This is a genomic window from Streptosporangium sp. 'caverna' (genome assembly GCF_003203775.1).
Taxonomy (GTDB): domain Bacteria; phylum Actinomycetota; class Actinomycetes; order Streptosporangiales; family Streptosporangiaceae; genus Streptosporangium; species Streptosporangium subroseum.
Genome location: NZ_CP029711.1, coordinates 6,615,040 through 6,630,638, shown reverse-complemented (window position 1 = coordinate 6,630,638; position 15,599 = coordinate 6,615,040). Strand labels below are relative to the sequence as shown.

Genomic DNA, 15,599 nt, shown 5'->3' with positions numbered 1-15,599 from the left:
CACGGCCGCGTGGTCGTGCCGGATCACGGGGTCAGCGCCAGGAGTCGGTGCGCGTCGCGGTGCCGCCCGAGGGGGTGGTGAAGGAGCGGTTGGGGTCGCTCTCCCAGGTCACCGAGCCGTCGGGGTTCTTCTTGATGTACTTGTACTGGATCGCCGTGCCGGGCGGCAGGTTCACCGTGGCCTTCCAGACGGGGTAGGCCGCCGACGACAGCGCGATCGCGCCGGCCGGGTTCCAGGTGCCCAGGGCGGCGATGTTTCCGACGACGAAGACGTTCTGCCCGAAGTAGGTCGTCACGTTCGCGTTGAAGGAGGTGGCCACGTTGCCCGGGTTGACGGTCGGGGTGGGTGTCGGGGTCGGGCCGGGCGGGGTGGAGCCGCCCACGTGGATCGCGACCGCGCCCTTGGCGGGTACGGTCACCGAGGCGGTGCCGCTCGCGTTCACTGTCACCGAGCCGGAGCCCAGGTCGTTGGCGTAGGTCCCGGCGGGCAGGCCGGTGGTGAAGGAGCGGGTGAGAGCGCCGCCCTCGTTGTTGATCGCGACCCAGCCCTTGTTGCCCCGGCTGAAGGCGATCACGTTGTTGCCGTTGTCGTACCAGTTGCCGACCGAGGTGCCCGCGACGGTCCGGTTGAAGCCGACCATCCCGGTCATCTGGCGGTGGAAGCAGGTCCACTGGCCGTTGCCGCAGTTGGTGTCGGTGACGAAGCCTCCGTTGGCCGAGGGCGGGCCGCTCTCGCTGTTGCTCCAGGCGAAGCCGGAGTAGACGCGCGGCGTGCCGTACGGCCAGGCGAGCATGAAGACGTTGGCCAGCCTGTAGGCGTCGGCGGACTTGTAGTTGAGCGTGGAGCCGTTGCGCTCGGTGTCGTGGTTGTCGATGAAGACCACGGCCTTGTCACTGGGCACCGACAGGCCCCAGCTCTGGCCGAAGGACTGCAGGTTCTTGATCTGGCCGGTGAACTGCTCCTTGAGCTTGCGGCCGTAGACGAACTCGTGCACGTCGCCGATCCCGGTGTACTGGCTCGGCGTGATCGGCTCGCCGGCGCCGTAGATGACCTCCTGGTGGATGTACGGCGAGCCGGTCAGCTTGCTCTTGATCGCCGCCAGGTCGTTCGGGTTGATGTGCTTGGCCCCGTCGATGCGGAAGCCGTCCACGCCGAGGGAGGTCAGCTTGTTGAGGTAGCCGGCGATCTGGGTGCGGACGTACTCGGAGCCGGTGTTGAGGTCGGACAGGCCGACCAGCTCGCAGTTCTGCACCCGCGAGGCGTCGTTCGTGTAGTCGGAGCCGTTGATCGTGCAGGTGGGGGAGTGGAAGTCCGCGGCGGAGTAGAGCCCGGGGTAGTTGTACTTGCCGAAGCTGTAGTTGCCGTAGCTGGTGCTGCCCTGGCCGGTCATGTGGTTGATGACCGCGTCGGCGTGGACCTTGACGCCCGCGGCGTGACAGGTGTTCACCATGTTCCTGAACGCGGTCTCGTCACCGAACTTGCTGGTGAGGGTGTAGCGGGCCGGCTGGTAGACGTCCCACCAGACCGAGCCGCCCATGCTCATGGAGTCCTGCGGCGGGGAGACCTGGACCGCGCCGTATCCGGCGGGGCCGAGCACGTCGGTGCACTCCTTCGCGACCGACTTCCAGTTCCAGCTCCACAGCTTGACGATCGGGCCGGGGGTGGGCGGGGCCGCCTGGGCGGGGGAGCCGAACGCGATGGGCACCACCACGGCGGCGCTCACCAGAGCGCCTACCACCGTAGTGACGAGGACTTTGTAGGATTTCATGGGTGGGGGCCTCCAGGATCGATGGACGGATTCCCTTGTGCCGGGTCGGGTGCTGTAACACCCGGCCCGGCGTTTCTCCAGTTCTACGGCTGGACGAACACGGCGACCGTGCGCGCCGGGACCGTCAGCGTGCCGCTGACGGGGTCGAAGGTCGACTGCCTCACGACGGCGTCGTCGCCGGCCGTCTGGACGGGGTGGAGCGTTGCCCGGGCGCCTTTCAGCGCGGCCACGGTCTGCGGCTGCGTCTCGGGGGTCGCGTTGAAGACGACCGTGATCGACTTCCAGCGCGGGTCGAGGCCGGAGGCGTCCAGGTGCATGGTCACGACACCCGGGGTCTCCGAGGCGCCGCTGGCCGGGAAGGTCAGGCGCTTCTGCACCTCGGCCAGGGAGCCGAGCGCGAAGGCCGGGGAGGAAGAGCGGATCTTGAGGAGGTCGCCGTACCCGGCCCGCGCCCGGCCGATCGCCGCGCAGTCCGCCTTGAGCGCCGGATCGGCGAGCAGCGGCTTCGCGTAGGACCACTTGCTCTCGTTGTCGAGCTTGGGCGGCAGCCCCGCGCCGAAGCCGTTGCCCGCGGAGCAGTCCCACAGCAGCCGGTTGAACCAGTCACCGGAGTCGTAGGAGTTGCGGTCGAGCGACTTCGAGCGGAGCCGTTCGCTGCCCGCGTGGACGAACGAGGTGCCCTGCCCGAGCACGGCCGTGGCCAGCGAGAGCGACTGCATGCGCACCCGGTCGGCCATCGCCGTCGCCTGTGGCAGCTTGTAGGCCAGTGCGTCGAACAGCGTCTCGTTGTCGTGCGCGTCCACGTAGGTGACGACGTCGCCCGGTGAGGCGGCGTATCCGGCGGGGGCGCCGTTGTAGCTCACCTCGGAGCCCTTGACCTGCCTTCCGCTGGAGGCGGTGAAGGCGTAGTCGCGCAGGTTGCCGGTGAGCCCCACCTTGATCAGGTCCTGGTAGTCCAGGAGGCGGGCCCGCTGCTGCTCGGCGGTGCCGTTGGCCGGTGATCCGTTGGGCGCTCCGGCCAGGCCCGAGCCGAAGCCCTGAACCCGGGGGTCGGCGTCGAACGGGCTGCCGCCGCGCACCGCGTCGCGCAGGCGGTCGCTGAAGGTGCCGATCCCCGTGCCCGCCATGTTGGTCTGGGTGGCCTGGACGAAGCGGGCGTCGTCGGCCACCTCGCCGAAGTTCCAGCCCTCGCCGTACAGGATGATCGACTTGCCGTCCACGCCGTCCCTGGCGAGGGTCAGTCCGTCCAGGGCCTTGCGGACCGCGAGGATGTTCGCCTTGGGGTGGTGGCCCATCAGGTCGAACCTGAAGCCGTCCACCTTGTACTGCTTCGCCCAGGTGACGATGGAGTCGACGACGAGCCTGCCCATCATCGCGTGTTCGGGCGCGGTGTTGGCGCAGCAGGTGGAGGTGGCCACGGCGCCGTCGTCGAGCAGCCGATGGTAGTAGCCGGGCACGATCCGGTCGAGCACCGAGGTGGGGTCCTGGCCGGCGGCGTGGGTGTGGTTGTAGACCACGTCCATCACCACCCGCAGCCCGGCCCCGTTCAGGCCGCCGACCATGCTCCGGAACTCCTTGATCCGGGCGGAGCCGTCCGGCTCCGATGCGTAGGAACCCTCGGGCACGGTGTAGTGCAGCGGGTCGTACCCCCAGTTGAAGGAGTCCTTGGCCGCGGATCCCATGACGCAGGCCTGCTGCAGCTCGGAGTCGGCGGGCATCGAGGCCAGGTCGCAGCCGGGCTCGACGCGGTCGGCCTTCCTCTCGGGAACGGTCGCCATGTCGAAGACCGGCAGCAGATGAACGTGGGTCAGGCCGTCCTGGGCGAGCTTGCGCAGCTCCCTCATCCCGTTCCCGTTCCCGGTGAACGCGGCGTAGGTGCCGCGCTGGGCCGCCGGGACCGAGGAGTCCGAGGCGGAGAAGTCACGCACGTGCAGCTCGTAGATCGACGCCTTCTGCTGCGGCACGGGCCTGGGTTTGACCAGGGAGGACCAGCCTCCGGGCTGCAGCGACCGGTCTGCGAGGTCGACCAGCTGGCTGCGGACGGAGTCGGCGGCGAGCGACAGGCTGTAGGGGTCGGTCACCTCGTTGGTGACGACCTTGCCCGCGGCGGGCGCGTAGACCGTGACCAGGAAGGTGTAGTAGCGGCCCTTCCAGCCGGGCTGCCCCCGCACCGACCAGACGCCGGTCGCGTCGTCGCGCCGCATCTCGTGGACCGTACGGCCCGCGCCCGTCGAACCGGAGTAGAGCGCCAGCTCCACCTTCCGCGCGGTCGGCGCCCAGACCGACAGTCTGGGCGTCTCGCCCCCGGCGGGGCCGAGCTCGGCCTCCGCCGCCTTGGCGTAGACGTCGTCGAGCACGCCGGGGATCTGCACGCCGGTGGCGGTGAGCAGCGTGCCCGAGGTGTCCCGCTCGACCGCCACGACCTGGCCGCGCAGGGCCTCGGTGACGAGGTCGGCGTCGCGCGGGTCCACCGTGAACGCGGCGTAGGCGGCCAGGTGCGGCCACTTCGCCTTCTGCGCGTCGGTGAGCGTGCCCGGGTTCAGGCGGATGATCCGGAGGTCGCCGGTCAGGTCGCCCTTGGCGTAGGCGATGTCACCCTTCGCGGAGAAGGCCAGGGAGTGGTGGAGCGAGGCGGACGGGGTGACCTTCCACGCGACGGTCGCGCGGTCGATCCAGTGCGCCGCCGAGGTGCCGAGGTCGGCGTCGGCCTCGTGGGACGCGGACTGGGGGAGCAGGTAGCCCTCGGCGCCCGCGATCCGCCAGGCCTCGTGGCCCACGGTGGGAAGGTCCAGGGACTGGTTGTCGGGCAGGTCCTTCTCGTCGCCCCTGTGGATGATGTAGCTCACGGTCTTCGCCCCCTCGGTCAGGGGGATGCGGAAGTAGACCCCGAACCCGTCCTCTCCCGCGGGCCGGAGCGGGACGCCCCATTCGGTGGGAGTGGCGACGTCGCCCCACAGGTGCAGTCCCCAGCCCTCGTAGTTCCCGTCGGGGCGGTGGTAGTGCAGGATCGCGACGTTCTCGGCCGCGGCCCGGGTCGGATGGACCTTCGCCACCCCCGAGGCGACGTAGGCGTCCGGCTGGAGCGCCGGGGTGAGCGACTGGTCGGGACCGGGGTCCTTGGTGTCGCCCTTGTGGATGATGAAGTTCAGCGACGCGGAGGCGTTCTTCAGCGGGACCTTCCAGAACGCGCCATAGGAGTCGGTGCCGTCCGGGGGGCGCGGCGTGACCCATTCGGTGGGCACCCCGTCGCCGAGCCCGTCGCCCCACAGGTGCAGTCCCCAGCCCTCGTAGTCCTTGCCGGGGCGGCTGTAATGGACGGTCGCGTAGCCCTGGGCCGCGGCGCGGGAGTCGTGGGTCGCGGGGTCGCCCTTCGCCAGCCAGACCTCGCCGGTCTTCGAGGGGTTGACGATCCGGTCGCCGCCGTCCTTCTCGTCGCCCCTGTGGGCGATGATCCCGACGCCGGCGGCTCCGGGCTTCAGCTTGATCCAGGCGAACCGGCCGTAGGAGTCCTCGCCGGTCAGCGGGAGCGGCTCCGTCCACTCGGTGGGATTCTCGACGTCGCCCCAGACGTGCAGCCCCCAGCCGTCGTAGTCCGTCGGGTTCTCGCGCTGGTAGTGCACGACCAGCCAGTCACGTTTGACCGTGCCGGGCTCCTCGGGAACGGGTTCGGCCCCGACGACGGCCTCCACGGTCGCTGCGGCGAACCGGCCCGCCGAGTCCTTCACGACCGCCTTGTAGGCGATCTTCGTGCCCGGCGCGAGGCCGCCCAGGTCGTGGAAGACCCGGAACGTACGGCCGGCGGCCGAGACGTTGGGGGCGTCGTCGGTGCCCAGCACCTTCCAGGCGCCGTCGCCGGCCTTGGCGGCGAAGGTCACCTGGTCGAAGCCGGTCCCGGGTACGGTCGCGGTGACCGGGATCCGGCCGTCCTCGGCGGTGCCTCTGATCTCGGCCCCGGGGAGCGTGATCGAGACCGCGGGGGCCGCCTGTGGGGCGGCGAGTCTGCCCGGCGCCCGGTAGACCACCGCGGACAGGGCCGGGACGGTCACCGCCAGCTTGGCGTCCGCGCCCGTGGTGACCTTCGCGGCGGCCTCGCCGTACACCCTGGTGAAGGGGGCGTTCGCCGAGAAGGTCGGCACGCTCGCCGTGGCCGGCTGCTCGGCGTTGTTGATCGCGACGACATACTCGACCTGCGCCCTGGCGTCGATCCTGGAGAAGGCGTAGACGCCGCCCGTGGCGAGGCGTTCGATCTGGGCGCCGTCGGCCAGGGCGGGGTGGGCGTCCCGGAGCTTGGCCAGGGCGGAGATGCTCTGATAGAGCGGGTGCGTCTGGACGAAGTTGTCCTGGGCGTGGGTGGCCTCGGTGCCGATCAGGTCGTCGCTCAGGTAGCTCTCGGTCGCGGAGGCGAACATGGACGCGCGGGCGTCCTGGTCGCCGCCCTTGCCCGTGAAGCCCTGCTCGTCGCCGTAGTAGACGACCGGCTGACCTCGGGTGAGATACATCAGCTCGTGGGCGAGCCGGTCCCTGCGCAGCAGTTCCGCGTCCGTCTCCGGCGTGGGCTGCGCGCCGGCCTGGACGTCCTGCTGGAGGAAACGGCCGATGCGGCCCATGTCGTGGTTGCCGAGGAAGGTCGGCAGCGATGCCGCGTTGCCGTCGGCGTCGGTGTGGTAGTCGTCACCGGTGAACAGCTGGGCCAGCCGCGCCGCGCCCGCCGTGCCGCCGCTGAAGGAACGGGCGGCCTCCTGGAAGGGGAAGTCCAGGGTGGCGTCCATCCCGCCGCGCGTGGAGTATCGGCTGGTGAGGGCGGGATCGCCGGAGTAGACCTCGCCGAACATGAAGAACCGCTTGTTGCCGTTCTGGGCCGCGTAGCCGTGCAGGGCGGGGGAGAACTTCTCCCAGAACTCCATGTTCACGTGCTTGGCGGTGTCGATGCGGAAGCCGTCGAGACCGGTCTCGCGCACCCATGTCCGGTAGATGTCGGTCATGCCCTTGACGACCTCGGGCCGTTCGGTCCAGAGGTCGTCGAGGCCGAAGAAGTCGCCGTACTGGTCGTTCTCACCGCCGCTGAAGGTGGAGTCGCCCCGGTTGTGGTACATCGTCGGGTCGTTCAGCCAGGCGGGGGTCTTGACGCCCTTCGGCGCGACCGGCGTGTAGGGGAAGGACCCGGTGTTCACCGCGGGGAAGTCGTCCTTGCCGGCGTATTGACGGTCGTCGAACGGCACGCCGCTGGTATCGACGTAGGGGTAGGCGCCCTTCGACCGGTAGGAGTAGGTCTTCTCGCTGTAGTCGATCACATCGGCCGTGTGGTTGGTGATGATGTCGAAGAAGACCTTCATCCCGCGCTTGTGTGCCTCCCGCACCAGTTGCTTCATTTGATCGTTCGTACCCAGATGCGGGTCGATTCTCGTGAAGTCGGTGATCCAGTAACCGTGGTAGCCGGCCGAGGTGTTGGCGCCCGTGCCCTGGACCGGCCGGTTCTGGAACGCCGGGGTGATCCAGAGCGCGGTGCTGCCGAGGTTCTTGATGTAGTCGAGCCTGCCGAGCAGCCCCTTGAGGTCGCCGCCCTGGTAGAAGCCCTTGTGCGTCGGGTCGAAGCCGGTGGTGAGCCGGTCGCCCTTCAGACCGCCTCGGTCGTTGCCGGTGTCGCCGTTGGCGAACCGGTCGGTCATCGCGAAGTAGAAGCGCTCGCGGGTCAGGTCGTCGCGGAGCGCGTCCCGGGCGAGGTCGCGATCGGACGGCTCCGCCGTACGGCTCAGCGCGGAGACCACGGGCTCGGCGGACGGCTGTCGCGCCGCCCCCGCCGTCTCCGCCGCGCCGGAAAGGCCCGAAACGGCGAGGCGGGAGACAGGGGAGACGGAGGCGGCGAGGGCGGGGGCGGGAAGTGGCGCGGCGAGGGGTGCGGCGATCAGGGCTGCCGCGAGGGCGGCGCCCGTCAGGAGAGTCGATCTCGCGCGCCGTGGGGGGAGTGGCCAGACCACGGGGGCCTCCACGGAAGTTGTTTCGAGGGTGTTGCCCGGAAGTTACTCACTAGACATGATCTGTGCAATCCCTTACCGAAACTTTCTGAATCGTAACGTTTCCTCGATGTCCGGAAGCTGGTTTCTGTTGCGTCCGAAGCCATACAAAGAACGTCATATATCGCTTGACCTGCAATTACTCTTCCCCGCGAATGCGGGGTGGGAGCGACCGGGGTCTCGGCAGTGGGCAACTTTGTAACGAGTTTGCAGACTCTTGCAGAAATTTCTTCCAATGAGGTTCGCGGCGGCGTAACGTCCGGCGTACTCCGGACCTCGGCCTGCACATCAAGCCGGACCCCCCTGAACACAAGGAGAAAACATGCGGCGAGCCTTCTCAGCTGCGACGATCGTCGCAGCCCTCGCCTTGGCGGTCGCCGCCTGCGGCGGCGGTGACGGCGGCACGGCGGCCCCCACCCAGTCCACGGCGGCGGACCCGCTGAAGATCAGCGGCGAGATCACCTGGTGGGACACCGTCCGGCCGGACAGCGAGGGCCCGACGTTCCAGGCCCTCATCAAGGACTTCCAGGCGAAGTACCCCAATATCAAGGTCAAATACGTCAACGTCCCCTCTGACCAGGCGCAGAACCAATTCCAGACCGCGGCGCAGGCGGGTACGGGAGCCCCGGACGTGATCCGCTCCGAGGTGGCCTGGACCTCCCAGTTCGCCTCGCTCGGCTACCTCCAGCCGCTGGACGGCTCGCGGGCCGTGGAGAACGAGGCAGACTTCCTGCCCGGTCCCCTGAGCAGCACCAAGTACAACGGCAAGACTTACGCGGTGCCGCAGGTCACCGACACCCTGGCGCTCATCTACAACAAGAGGCTCCTCAAAGAGGCCGGGCACGAGAAGGCTCCCACCACGGTCGAGGAGCTCAAGCAGACCGCGCTCGACGTCAAGGCCAAGACCGGGGCCGGCGGCCTCGCGCTCAACGTGGACTCCTACTTCCTGCTGCCCTTCATGTACGGCGAGGGCGGTGACCTCCTCGACGTCCAGAACAAGAAGATCACCGTCAACTCCCCGGCCAACGTGAAGGCCATGGCGACGGTCGTGGACCTGGTCACCTCCGGTGCCGCGCCCAAGCCCGCCATCCAGGACAGCTACGCCAACGCGATGACGGCCCTCAAGGACGGCAAGACCGCGATGATCTACAACGGCCCGTGGGCGCTGTCGGAGATCTACCAGGGCAAGGAGTTCCAGGACAAGGCCAATCTCGGCATCGCGCCCGTCCCCGCGGGCTCGGTCAAGGCCGGCGCCCCCACCGGCGGCTGGAACCTGGCGATCTACGCCGGTTCCAAGAACCTGGACGCCTCCTATGAGTTCGTCCGTTTCATGAGCACCGCCGAGAGCCAGGCCAAGGTCGCCAAGGAGATCAGCCTCCTGCCGACCCGTCCCTCCGCCTACGACAGGCCCGAGGTCCAGGCCAACGAGGCCGTCTCCGTCTTCAAGCCCATCATGGAGACCGCGACCGCGCGGCCGTGGATCCCCGAGGGCGGCCAGCTCTTCCAGCCGCTGCTCGAGGGCTACCAGTCGCTGGTCGGCGGCCAGACGACCCCCGAGGACATGCTCAAGAAGGTCGACGGCCAGTATCACGGCATTTTCAAGGACTGGAGCTGATCCGTGGCGCTCTCGACTGGACGTGTGAACGGCACGGCCAGGGACCGGACCGCGGGCGCCGACGGCGCCCGCGGTCAGGGCCGCCACCAGGGGACCGGACCGCTCAGGCGCACGATGAGCCGGCACTGGTACGCCTGGGCCATGGTCGCCCCGGTGATCCTGGTCACGGCCCTGCTGATCGGCTGGCCGCTGGCCCGGGGCGTCTACCTGTCCCTGACCGACGCCACCGAGGCCACCATGGGCCGCACGATCGGTGTCAACGTCATCCCGTCGACCTACGAGTTCGTCGGGCTCGACAACTACATCTCGATCCTGACCAGCGGCCTGTTCTGGGAGAAGCTGACCTGGACGGTCACCTGGACCGTGGCGTGCGTCGCCCTCCACTACGGCCTCGGTCTCGGCCTCGCCATGCTGCTCAACCGCAAGGTGAGGTTCCGCTCGGTCTACCGGCTGCTGCTCATCCTGCCGTGGGCGATCCCCGGATTCGTCTCGGCGTTCATCTGGCGCTACCTCTACAACAGCGACTACGGCGTGATCAACGGCATGCTGAAGGCGGCCGGTCTCGGGGCGGTCGGCTGGCTCGACGACCCGACCACGGCGAAGATCGCGGTGATCGCGGTGAACGTCTGGATGGGCGTGCCGTTCATGATGGTCGCCGTCCTGGGCGGTCTGCAGTCGATCCCCGGTGAGCTCTACGAGGCGGCTGAGGTCGACGGCGCGACGCCGTGGCAGCGCTTCCGCTTCATCACCGTCCCGGGGCTGCGCACCGTGTCGAGCACGGTCATCCTGCTGGGCACGATCTGGACGTTCAACATGTTCCCGGTGATCTTCCTGATCAGCGGGGGAGGCCCGGGGAGCTCCACGGAGATCCTGGTGACCTACGCCTTCCGCGAGGCCTTCACGGGCATCCGCAACTACTCGGGCTCCGCCGCCTGGGGAGTGATCATCCTCATGCTCCTCATCGTGCTGGCCCTGGTCTACCGCCGCGCGCTGCGCAGGCAGGGGGAGGTCTGGTGAGCTCCGTCACCGCCGGTTCCGCCGGTCCCACCGGTTCCGCCGTTTCCGCCAAGCGGCCCCGTCGTCGCGAGGATCGCAGCGTCGGCAGGTCGATCCTGCTGCACGGGACCCTTCTCGGCGCGGTCGCCGTCTCGCTGTTCCCCATCGTCTGGCTGGTCCTGACCTCGCTCAAGCCGCGCGACGGCTGGCTCTCCAGCGAGCTGGAGTTCTTCAACCAGCCCTCGCTGGACAACTACACCCGGGTGCTGACCGAGACGCAGTTCCCGACCTGGCTGCTCAACTCGGTGATCGTCGCGGGACTGACCACGGTCATCGGGGTGTTCCTGGCCTCCACGACCGGATACGCGATCAGCCGCTTCCGCTTCCCCGGGCATCGCGGGGTCATGTGGATGCTGCTCATCACCCAGATGTTCCCGGTGGCCATCCTGATCGTCCCGCTCTACAACCTGATGGCGGGCCTCGGACTGCTCAACCAGCTCGCCGGGCTGGTCATCGCCTACATGACCGTGGCCGTGCCGTTCTGCGCGTGGATGATGAAGAGCTATTTCGACTCCATTCCGCGCGAGATCGACCAGGCGGGAATGGTTGATGGTTTGACGCCGTTTGGCACGTTTTGGCGGGTTATCCTGCCTCTAGCCAGGCCGAGCCTGGCGGTCACCGCCTTCTACTGCTTCATGACCGCATGGGGAGAGGTGGCCTACGCCACGGTGTTCATGTCACAGGAGGAGAAACGCACGCTCGGCATCGGCCTGCAGCAGTTCGTCGGGCAGCACTGGTCCGACTGGGGCCTGCTCACCGCCTCGGCGGTGCTGATCGCGGTGCCCGCGGCGATCGTCTTCCTGCTCGTGCAGCGCCATCTGGTCGCCGGACTTACCGCCGGCGCCACGAAGTTGTAACACCACCGTGCTATCACGTCCTGACATATCTGAAATGTCGCTTGATCGGGGGACAAATATGACCGGGCTTGTCCACATGGACCATGCCGCCGTGACCGCCACCCGATGGTGGCGTGACGCGGTGATCTACCAGGTCTACGTGCGCAGCTTCGCCGACGGCAACGGCGACGGCATCGGGGACCTCCTGGGAGTGCGGAGCCGGCTGCGGTATCTGGCCGACCTGGGGGTCGACGCGATCTGGCTGACCCCCTTCTTCACCTCGCCGATGGCCGACTTCGGTTACGACGTGGCGGACTACCGGGACGTGGACCCGATCTTCGGGTCGCTGTCCGACGCCAGGGCGCTGATCGACGACGCCCACCGGCACGGCCTGCGGGTGATCGTCGACGTCGTCCCCAACCACACCTCCGACCGGCACGCCTGGTTCCACGCTGCCGTGGCCGCAGGACCCGGCAGCGCCGCGCGGGAACGTTACATCTTCCGCCAGGGCAAGGGCGCCGACGGGGAGCTGCCGCCGAACGACTGGGAGTCGGTCTTCGGCGGCCCCGCGTGGACCCGGCTGCCCGACGGCGAGTGGTACCTGCGGCTGTTCGCCCCCGAGCAGCCCGACCTGAACTGGGAGAACCCCGAGGTTCACGCGGAGTTCGAGTCGGTCCTGCGGTTCTGGCTCGACCTGGGCGTGGACGGGTTCCGCATCGACGTGGCGCACGGCATGGTCAAGGCGGAGGGACTGCCCGACATCGGCCACGCCGACCAGGTCCGGATGCTCGGCACCGAGGTGATGCCGTTCTTCGACCAGGACGGCGTGCACGAGATCCACCGGGCCTGGCGCACGTTGCTCGACTCCTATCCGGGCGAGCGGATCGGCGTCGCCGAGGCGTGGGCGCCCACCGCGCAGCGACTGGCCAACTACATCCGCCCGGACGAGCTGCACCAGGCGTTCAACTTCCAGTTCCTCACGGCGCCCTGGAGCGCGGACGGATTCCGCGCGGTGATCCAGGAGTCCCTGGAGACGGTCGGACTGGTCGGCGGGTCCAGCACCTGGGTGCTGTCCAACCACGACGTCAAGCGGCACCTCACCCGGTACGGCGGCGGCGAGCTCGGCCTGCGCCGCTCGCGCGCGGCGGTCCTGCTGACGCTCTCCCTGCCCGGCTCGTCCTACATCTACCAGGGCGAGGAGCTCGGCCTTCCCGAGGTCCTCGACCTGCCGGAGGAGTTTCTGCGCGACCCGCAGCGGCTGCGCAACCCCGACCACGGCCGGGACGGCTGCCGGGTGCCGATCCCGTGGGCCGACGTCCGGCCGCACTTCGGCTTCAGCCTGCCCGGCATCGAGGAGTCCTGGCTGCCGATGCCCGAGTCCTGGGGTCCGCTCAGCGTCCAGTCCCAGCTCCACGACCAGGCCTCCACGCTGCACCTGTACCGGGAGGCGCTGAGGATCAGGCGGCACCGGCAGGCCTTCGGCGACACCCCCCTGGCCTGGCTGGACTCTCCCGAGGGCACGCTGGCCTTCAGCCGGGGCGACGATTTCGTCTGCACGGTCAACCTGACCGGCGAGCCGGTCGAGCTGCCCGCCCCCGGGCGGATCCTGCTGGCCAGCGCGGAGCCGGCCGCCCGCGGCGACGCGCCCGGTACGGGACCGATCGCCGGCGGCGACCTGGTCTGGCTCGCATCCGACTCCGCCGTCTGGTGGGAACGCGATGACGCCTAACGCCGGCCCGCTCGGCAACGGTTCCGCCCGGCTGGCCGACATCGCCGCGCAGGCGGGGGTCAGCGAGGCCACGGTCAGCCGGGTGCTCAACGGCAAGCCGGGCGTCTCCGCCGTCACCCGGCGGTCCGTCCTGGCCGCGCTCGACGTCATGGGCTACGAGCGTCCGCAGCGGCTGCGCCAGCGCAGCAACGGGTTGATCGGCCTGGTGACCCCGGAGCTGGACAATCCGATCTTCCCGGCCTTCGCCCAGGCCTTCGAGAAGGCGCTGACCCAGCACGGCTACACCCCGCTGCTCTGCACGCAGCTGCCCGGCGGGGCGCTTGAGGACGAGTTCACCGAACTGCTCGTGGAGCGAGGGGTGAGCGGCATCATCTTCGTCTCCGGGCTGCACGCCGACGTCACCGCGCGCTCGGACCGCTACACCCAGCTGATCGGCCAGGGCGTGCCGATCGTCCTGCTCAACGGGCACGCGGCCGACGTCCCGGCCCCGTTCATCTCTCCGGATGATCGGGCGGCGGCGCGGCTGGCCGTACAGCATCTGGTGGATCTGGGGCATGAGCGGATCGGTCTGGCGGTGGGTCCGGGCCGGTTCGTGCCGGTGATCCGGAAGATCGAGGGCTATCGCAAGGCGATGGCGCAGTTGCTGGGGGTCAGCGAGGTGGACGACCTGATCTCGCATTCGCTGTTCTCGGTGGAGGGTGGTCAGGCGGCGGCGGCGCAGTTGCTGGAGCGGGGCTGCACGGGCATCGTGTGCGCCTCGGATCTGATGGCGCTGGGTGTGATCAGGGCGTGCCGGGACCGCGGCCTGTCGGTGCCCGGTGACGTGTCGGTGATCGGGTTCGACGACTCTCCGTTGATCGCCTTCACCGACCCGCCGCTGACCACCGTCCGGCAACCCGTGCAGTCGATGGTGACGGCCGCCGTCCACACCCTGCTGGAGGCCGTCGCCGGTGCGCCGGGAAAGCACTCCGAGCTCATCTTCCAGCCGGAGTTCATCGTCCGGGGCTCCACGGGCTCCGGCCCCAAGATCGTTCGTTGACCGCCGGCGCCTTCCGGCGGTACGCCCGGATCGCGGTGGATCACCCGGATGGCGCTCCGCCGCCGGTGTTCGTCCAGGTGAAAGAGGTGTAATGGCTTGCCGTGGGTCCGCCCTGTAGCTCGTGGCGAGCGCCGTCGACGTGCGACGATCCCCGCTGACGTGCTGACGGCGACGGCGATGGAGCGTGCAGGTGGACTCGACAAGGCGATGGGCTGTTCCCGTACTGGGGGCGTTCACAGTGAGCGGGATGTTCCTCGCCGTACCGACGCCCCTCGTCGCCGTGCGGGTGCCCGCCGCGGCCGTTCCGGTGGCCGCCGCGGCCACCGGAACGGCCGCGGCGGGCACCGTCTACTACGTGGACTCCAAGGGCGGCAGGGACTCCGCCGCGGGCACCTCGGAGGCGACGGCCTGGCGCTCCCTGCACAGGGTGAACGCCGCCGAATTGCGCGCCGGCAACACCGTGCGCTTCAAGCGCGGCGGTGACTGGTCGGGAACCCTGAGGCTCAGGAGCAGCGGCACGGCCGCCGACCCCATCTCCGTCGAGCCGTACGGCAAGGGAGCGGACCCGAGGATCACCGGCAGCACCGCCTGCGTGGTGATCGCGGGTATGCATGTGCGGGTGGCCGGGCTGCGTGCCAGCGGCTGCCAGTGGGCCGGCTTCGAGGTGAGGGGCGACCACAACGAGCTGGTCGGCGTGCACTCCGACCACAACGTCACTGGTGTCCAGCTCATCGGCGCCCACAACACCGTCAGGAACAGCGTGCTGAGCGCCAACAACCGCATGAGCGTCAACGACAAGGGAGGCGACAACGACTCCGGCGCCTTCGGCGTGCTGCTCAACGGCGACGACAACCTCGTCGTCGGAAACGTGATCGTCGACAGCTACGCGCGAAGCGAGGACTACGGCACCGACGGCGCCGCCGTCGAGGTGTACAACGGCGACCGCAACCGGGTCGCCCGCAACGTCTCCAGGGACAACGAGACCTTCGTGGAGCTGGGCGCGAGGAAGGGCAAGACCGCCGCCGGAAACGTGTTCGCCCAGAACGTGGTGACCTCCTCCCGTAAGCGGGGCTCCTTCCTGATCACCCGCGGCCCGGGGAGTCCCATCGGCCCGGTGAGGGGCACCATCGCGGTGCACAACTCCGTCTACCTGCCCGCCCGTGACACCATCGGCTGGTCCTGCGGCGACGGCTGCTCGCCCGCCATCCTCAAACTGCGCAACAACGTCATCGTGGTCGGAGGGCGGATCGGCGAGGAGGACGGCAAGGGCGGAGCCGACGAGGGCGGCAACGTCTACCAGGGCCACTCCCGCAGGTTCAAGCTGGGCCCCGGGTCGATCATCGCCGATCCCCGCTTCCGCAGCCGCGAGGACCTGCACCTGAGCCCCGGCTCCCCGGCCTTCGGCCGCGCCCTCAAGCTGGGCCCCGAGTGGTTCGGCGGTGCCGCGCTGGCCCGCGATCTGTCGGGCGCACCCCTGCCGGCCGCTCCCGCCGCGGGCGCTTATCAGAAATGACCCTTACCGATGGCGGGTTTTATCCTGGATAT

General features: G+C 69.2%; 8 protein-coding genes. 6 read left to right on the top strand and 2 right to left on the bottom strand.

Annotation, left to right across the window (positions count from 1 at the left end):
• Positions 1 to 31: 31 nt before the first annotated feature.
• Both DKM19_RS29055 and pulA read right to left on the bottom strand, forming a co-directional pair.
• On the bottom strand, positions 32 to 1,768 hold the full coding sequence (locus DKM19_RS29055; protein WP_110699909.1) for a carbohydrate-binding module family 20 domain-containing protein: 1,737 nt from the start codon (positions 1,766 to 1,768) through the stop codon (positions 32 to 34).
• Between the two features lie 83 nt (positions 1,769 to 1,851).
• Positions 1,852 to 7,743, bottom strand: a complete 5,892-nt coding sequence (pulA, locus tag DKM19_RS29050) for a pullulanase-type alpha-1,6-glucosidase (protein WP_110699907.1) — start codon at positions 7,741 to 7,743, stop codon at positions 1,852 to 1,854.
• 358 nt (positions 7,744 to 8,101) lie between these two features.
• Here pulA and DKM19_RS29045 point away from each other — a divergent pair, with 358 nt between their 5' ends.
• The 6 genes from DKM19_RS29045 to DKM19_RS29020 all read left to right on the top strand — a co-directional run bounded on the left by DKM19_RS29045 (position 8,102) and on the right by DKM19_RS29020 (position 15,567).
• Positions 8,102 to 9,394 (top strand): extracellular solute-binding protein, encoded by a 1,293-nt coding sequence (locus DKM19_RS29045; protein WP_110699905.1) that lies wholly within the window; start codon positions 8,102 to 8,104, stop codon positions 9,392 to 9,394.
• Between the two features lie 3 nt (positions 9,395 to 9,397).
• Entirely contained in the window at positions 9,398 to 10,411 is a 1,014-nt protein-coding gene (locus tag DKM19_RS29040; protein ID WP_204358294.1) for a carbohydrate ABC transporter permease, read from the top strand.
• Positions 10,408 to 11,307 (top strand): sugar ABC transporter permease, encoded by a 900-nt coding sequence (locus tag DKM19_RS29035; RefSeq protein WP_110699903.1) that lies wholly within the window; start codon positions 10,408 to 10,410, stop codon positions 11,305 to 11,307. The genes DKM19_RS29040 and DKM19_RS29035 overlap by 4 nt, the downstream gene beginning before the upstream one ends.
• 58 nt (positions 11,308 to 11,365) lie before the next feature.
• On the top strand, positions 11,366 to 13,015 hold the full coding sequence (locus DKM19_RS29030) for an alpha-amylase family glycosyl hydrolase (protein WP_110699902.1): 1,650 nt from the start codon (positions 11,366 to 11,368) through the stop codon (positions 13,013 to 13,015).
• Positions 13,005 to 14,054 carry a LacI family DNA-binding transcriptional regulator gene (locus DKM19_RS29025; RefSeq protein WP_110699900.1) on the top strand — a complete coding sequence of 350 codons (1,050 nt, stop codon included), beginning with the start codon at positions 13,005 to 13,007 and terminating at the stop codon, positions 14,052 to 14,054. Before DKM19_RS29030 ends, DKM19_RS29025 begins: the two co-directional genes overlap by 11 nt.
• Before the next feature lie 190 nt (positions 14,055 to 14,244).
• Positions 14,245 to 15,567 carry a hypothetical protein gene (locus tag DKM19_RS29020; protein WP_204358293.1) on the top strand — a complete coding sequence of 441 codons (1,323 nt, stop codon included), beginning with the start codon at positions 14,245 to 14,247 and terminating at the stop codon, positions 15,565 to 15,567.
• Positions 15,568 to 15,599: the final 32 nt, after the last annotated feature.

Excerpts from the sequence above, each read along its gene's own strand:
- DKM19_RS29030 (WP_110699902.1), top strand. The coding sequence starts at position 11,366 with ATGACCGGGCTTGTCCACATGGACCATGCCGCCGTGACCGCCACCCGA.
- DKM19_RS29045 (WP_110699905.1), top strand. The coding sequence starts at position 8,102 with ATGCGGCGAGCCTTCTCAGCTGCGACGATCGTCGCAGCCCTCGCCTTG.
- DKM19_RS29055 (WP_110699909.1), bottom strand. The coding sequence starts at position 1,768 with ATGAAATCCTACAAAGTCCTCGTCACTACGGTGGTAGGCGCTCTGGTG.
- DKM19_RS29025 (WP_110699900.1), top strand. The coding sequence starts at position 13,005 with ATGACGCCTAACGCCGGCCCGCTCGGCAACGGTTCCGCCCGGCTGGCC.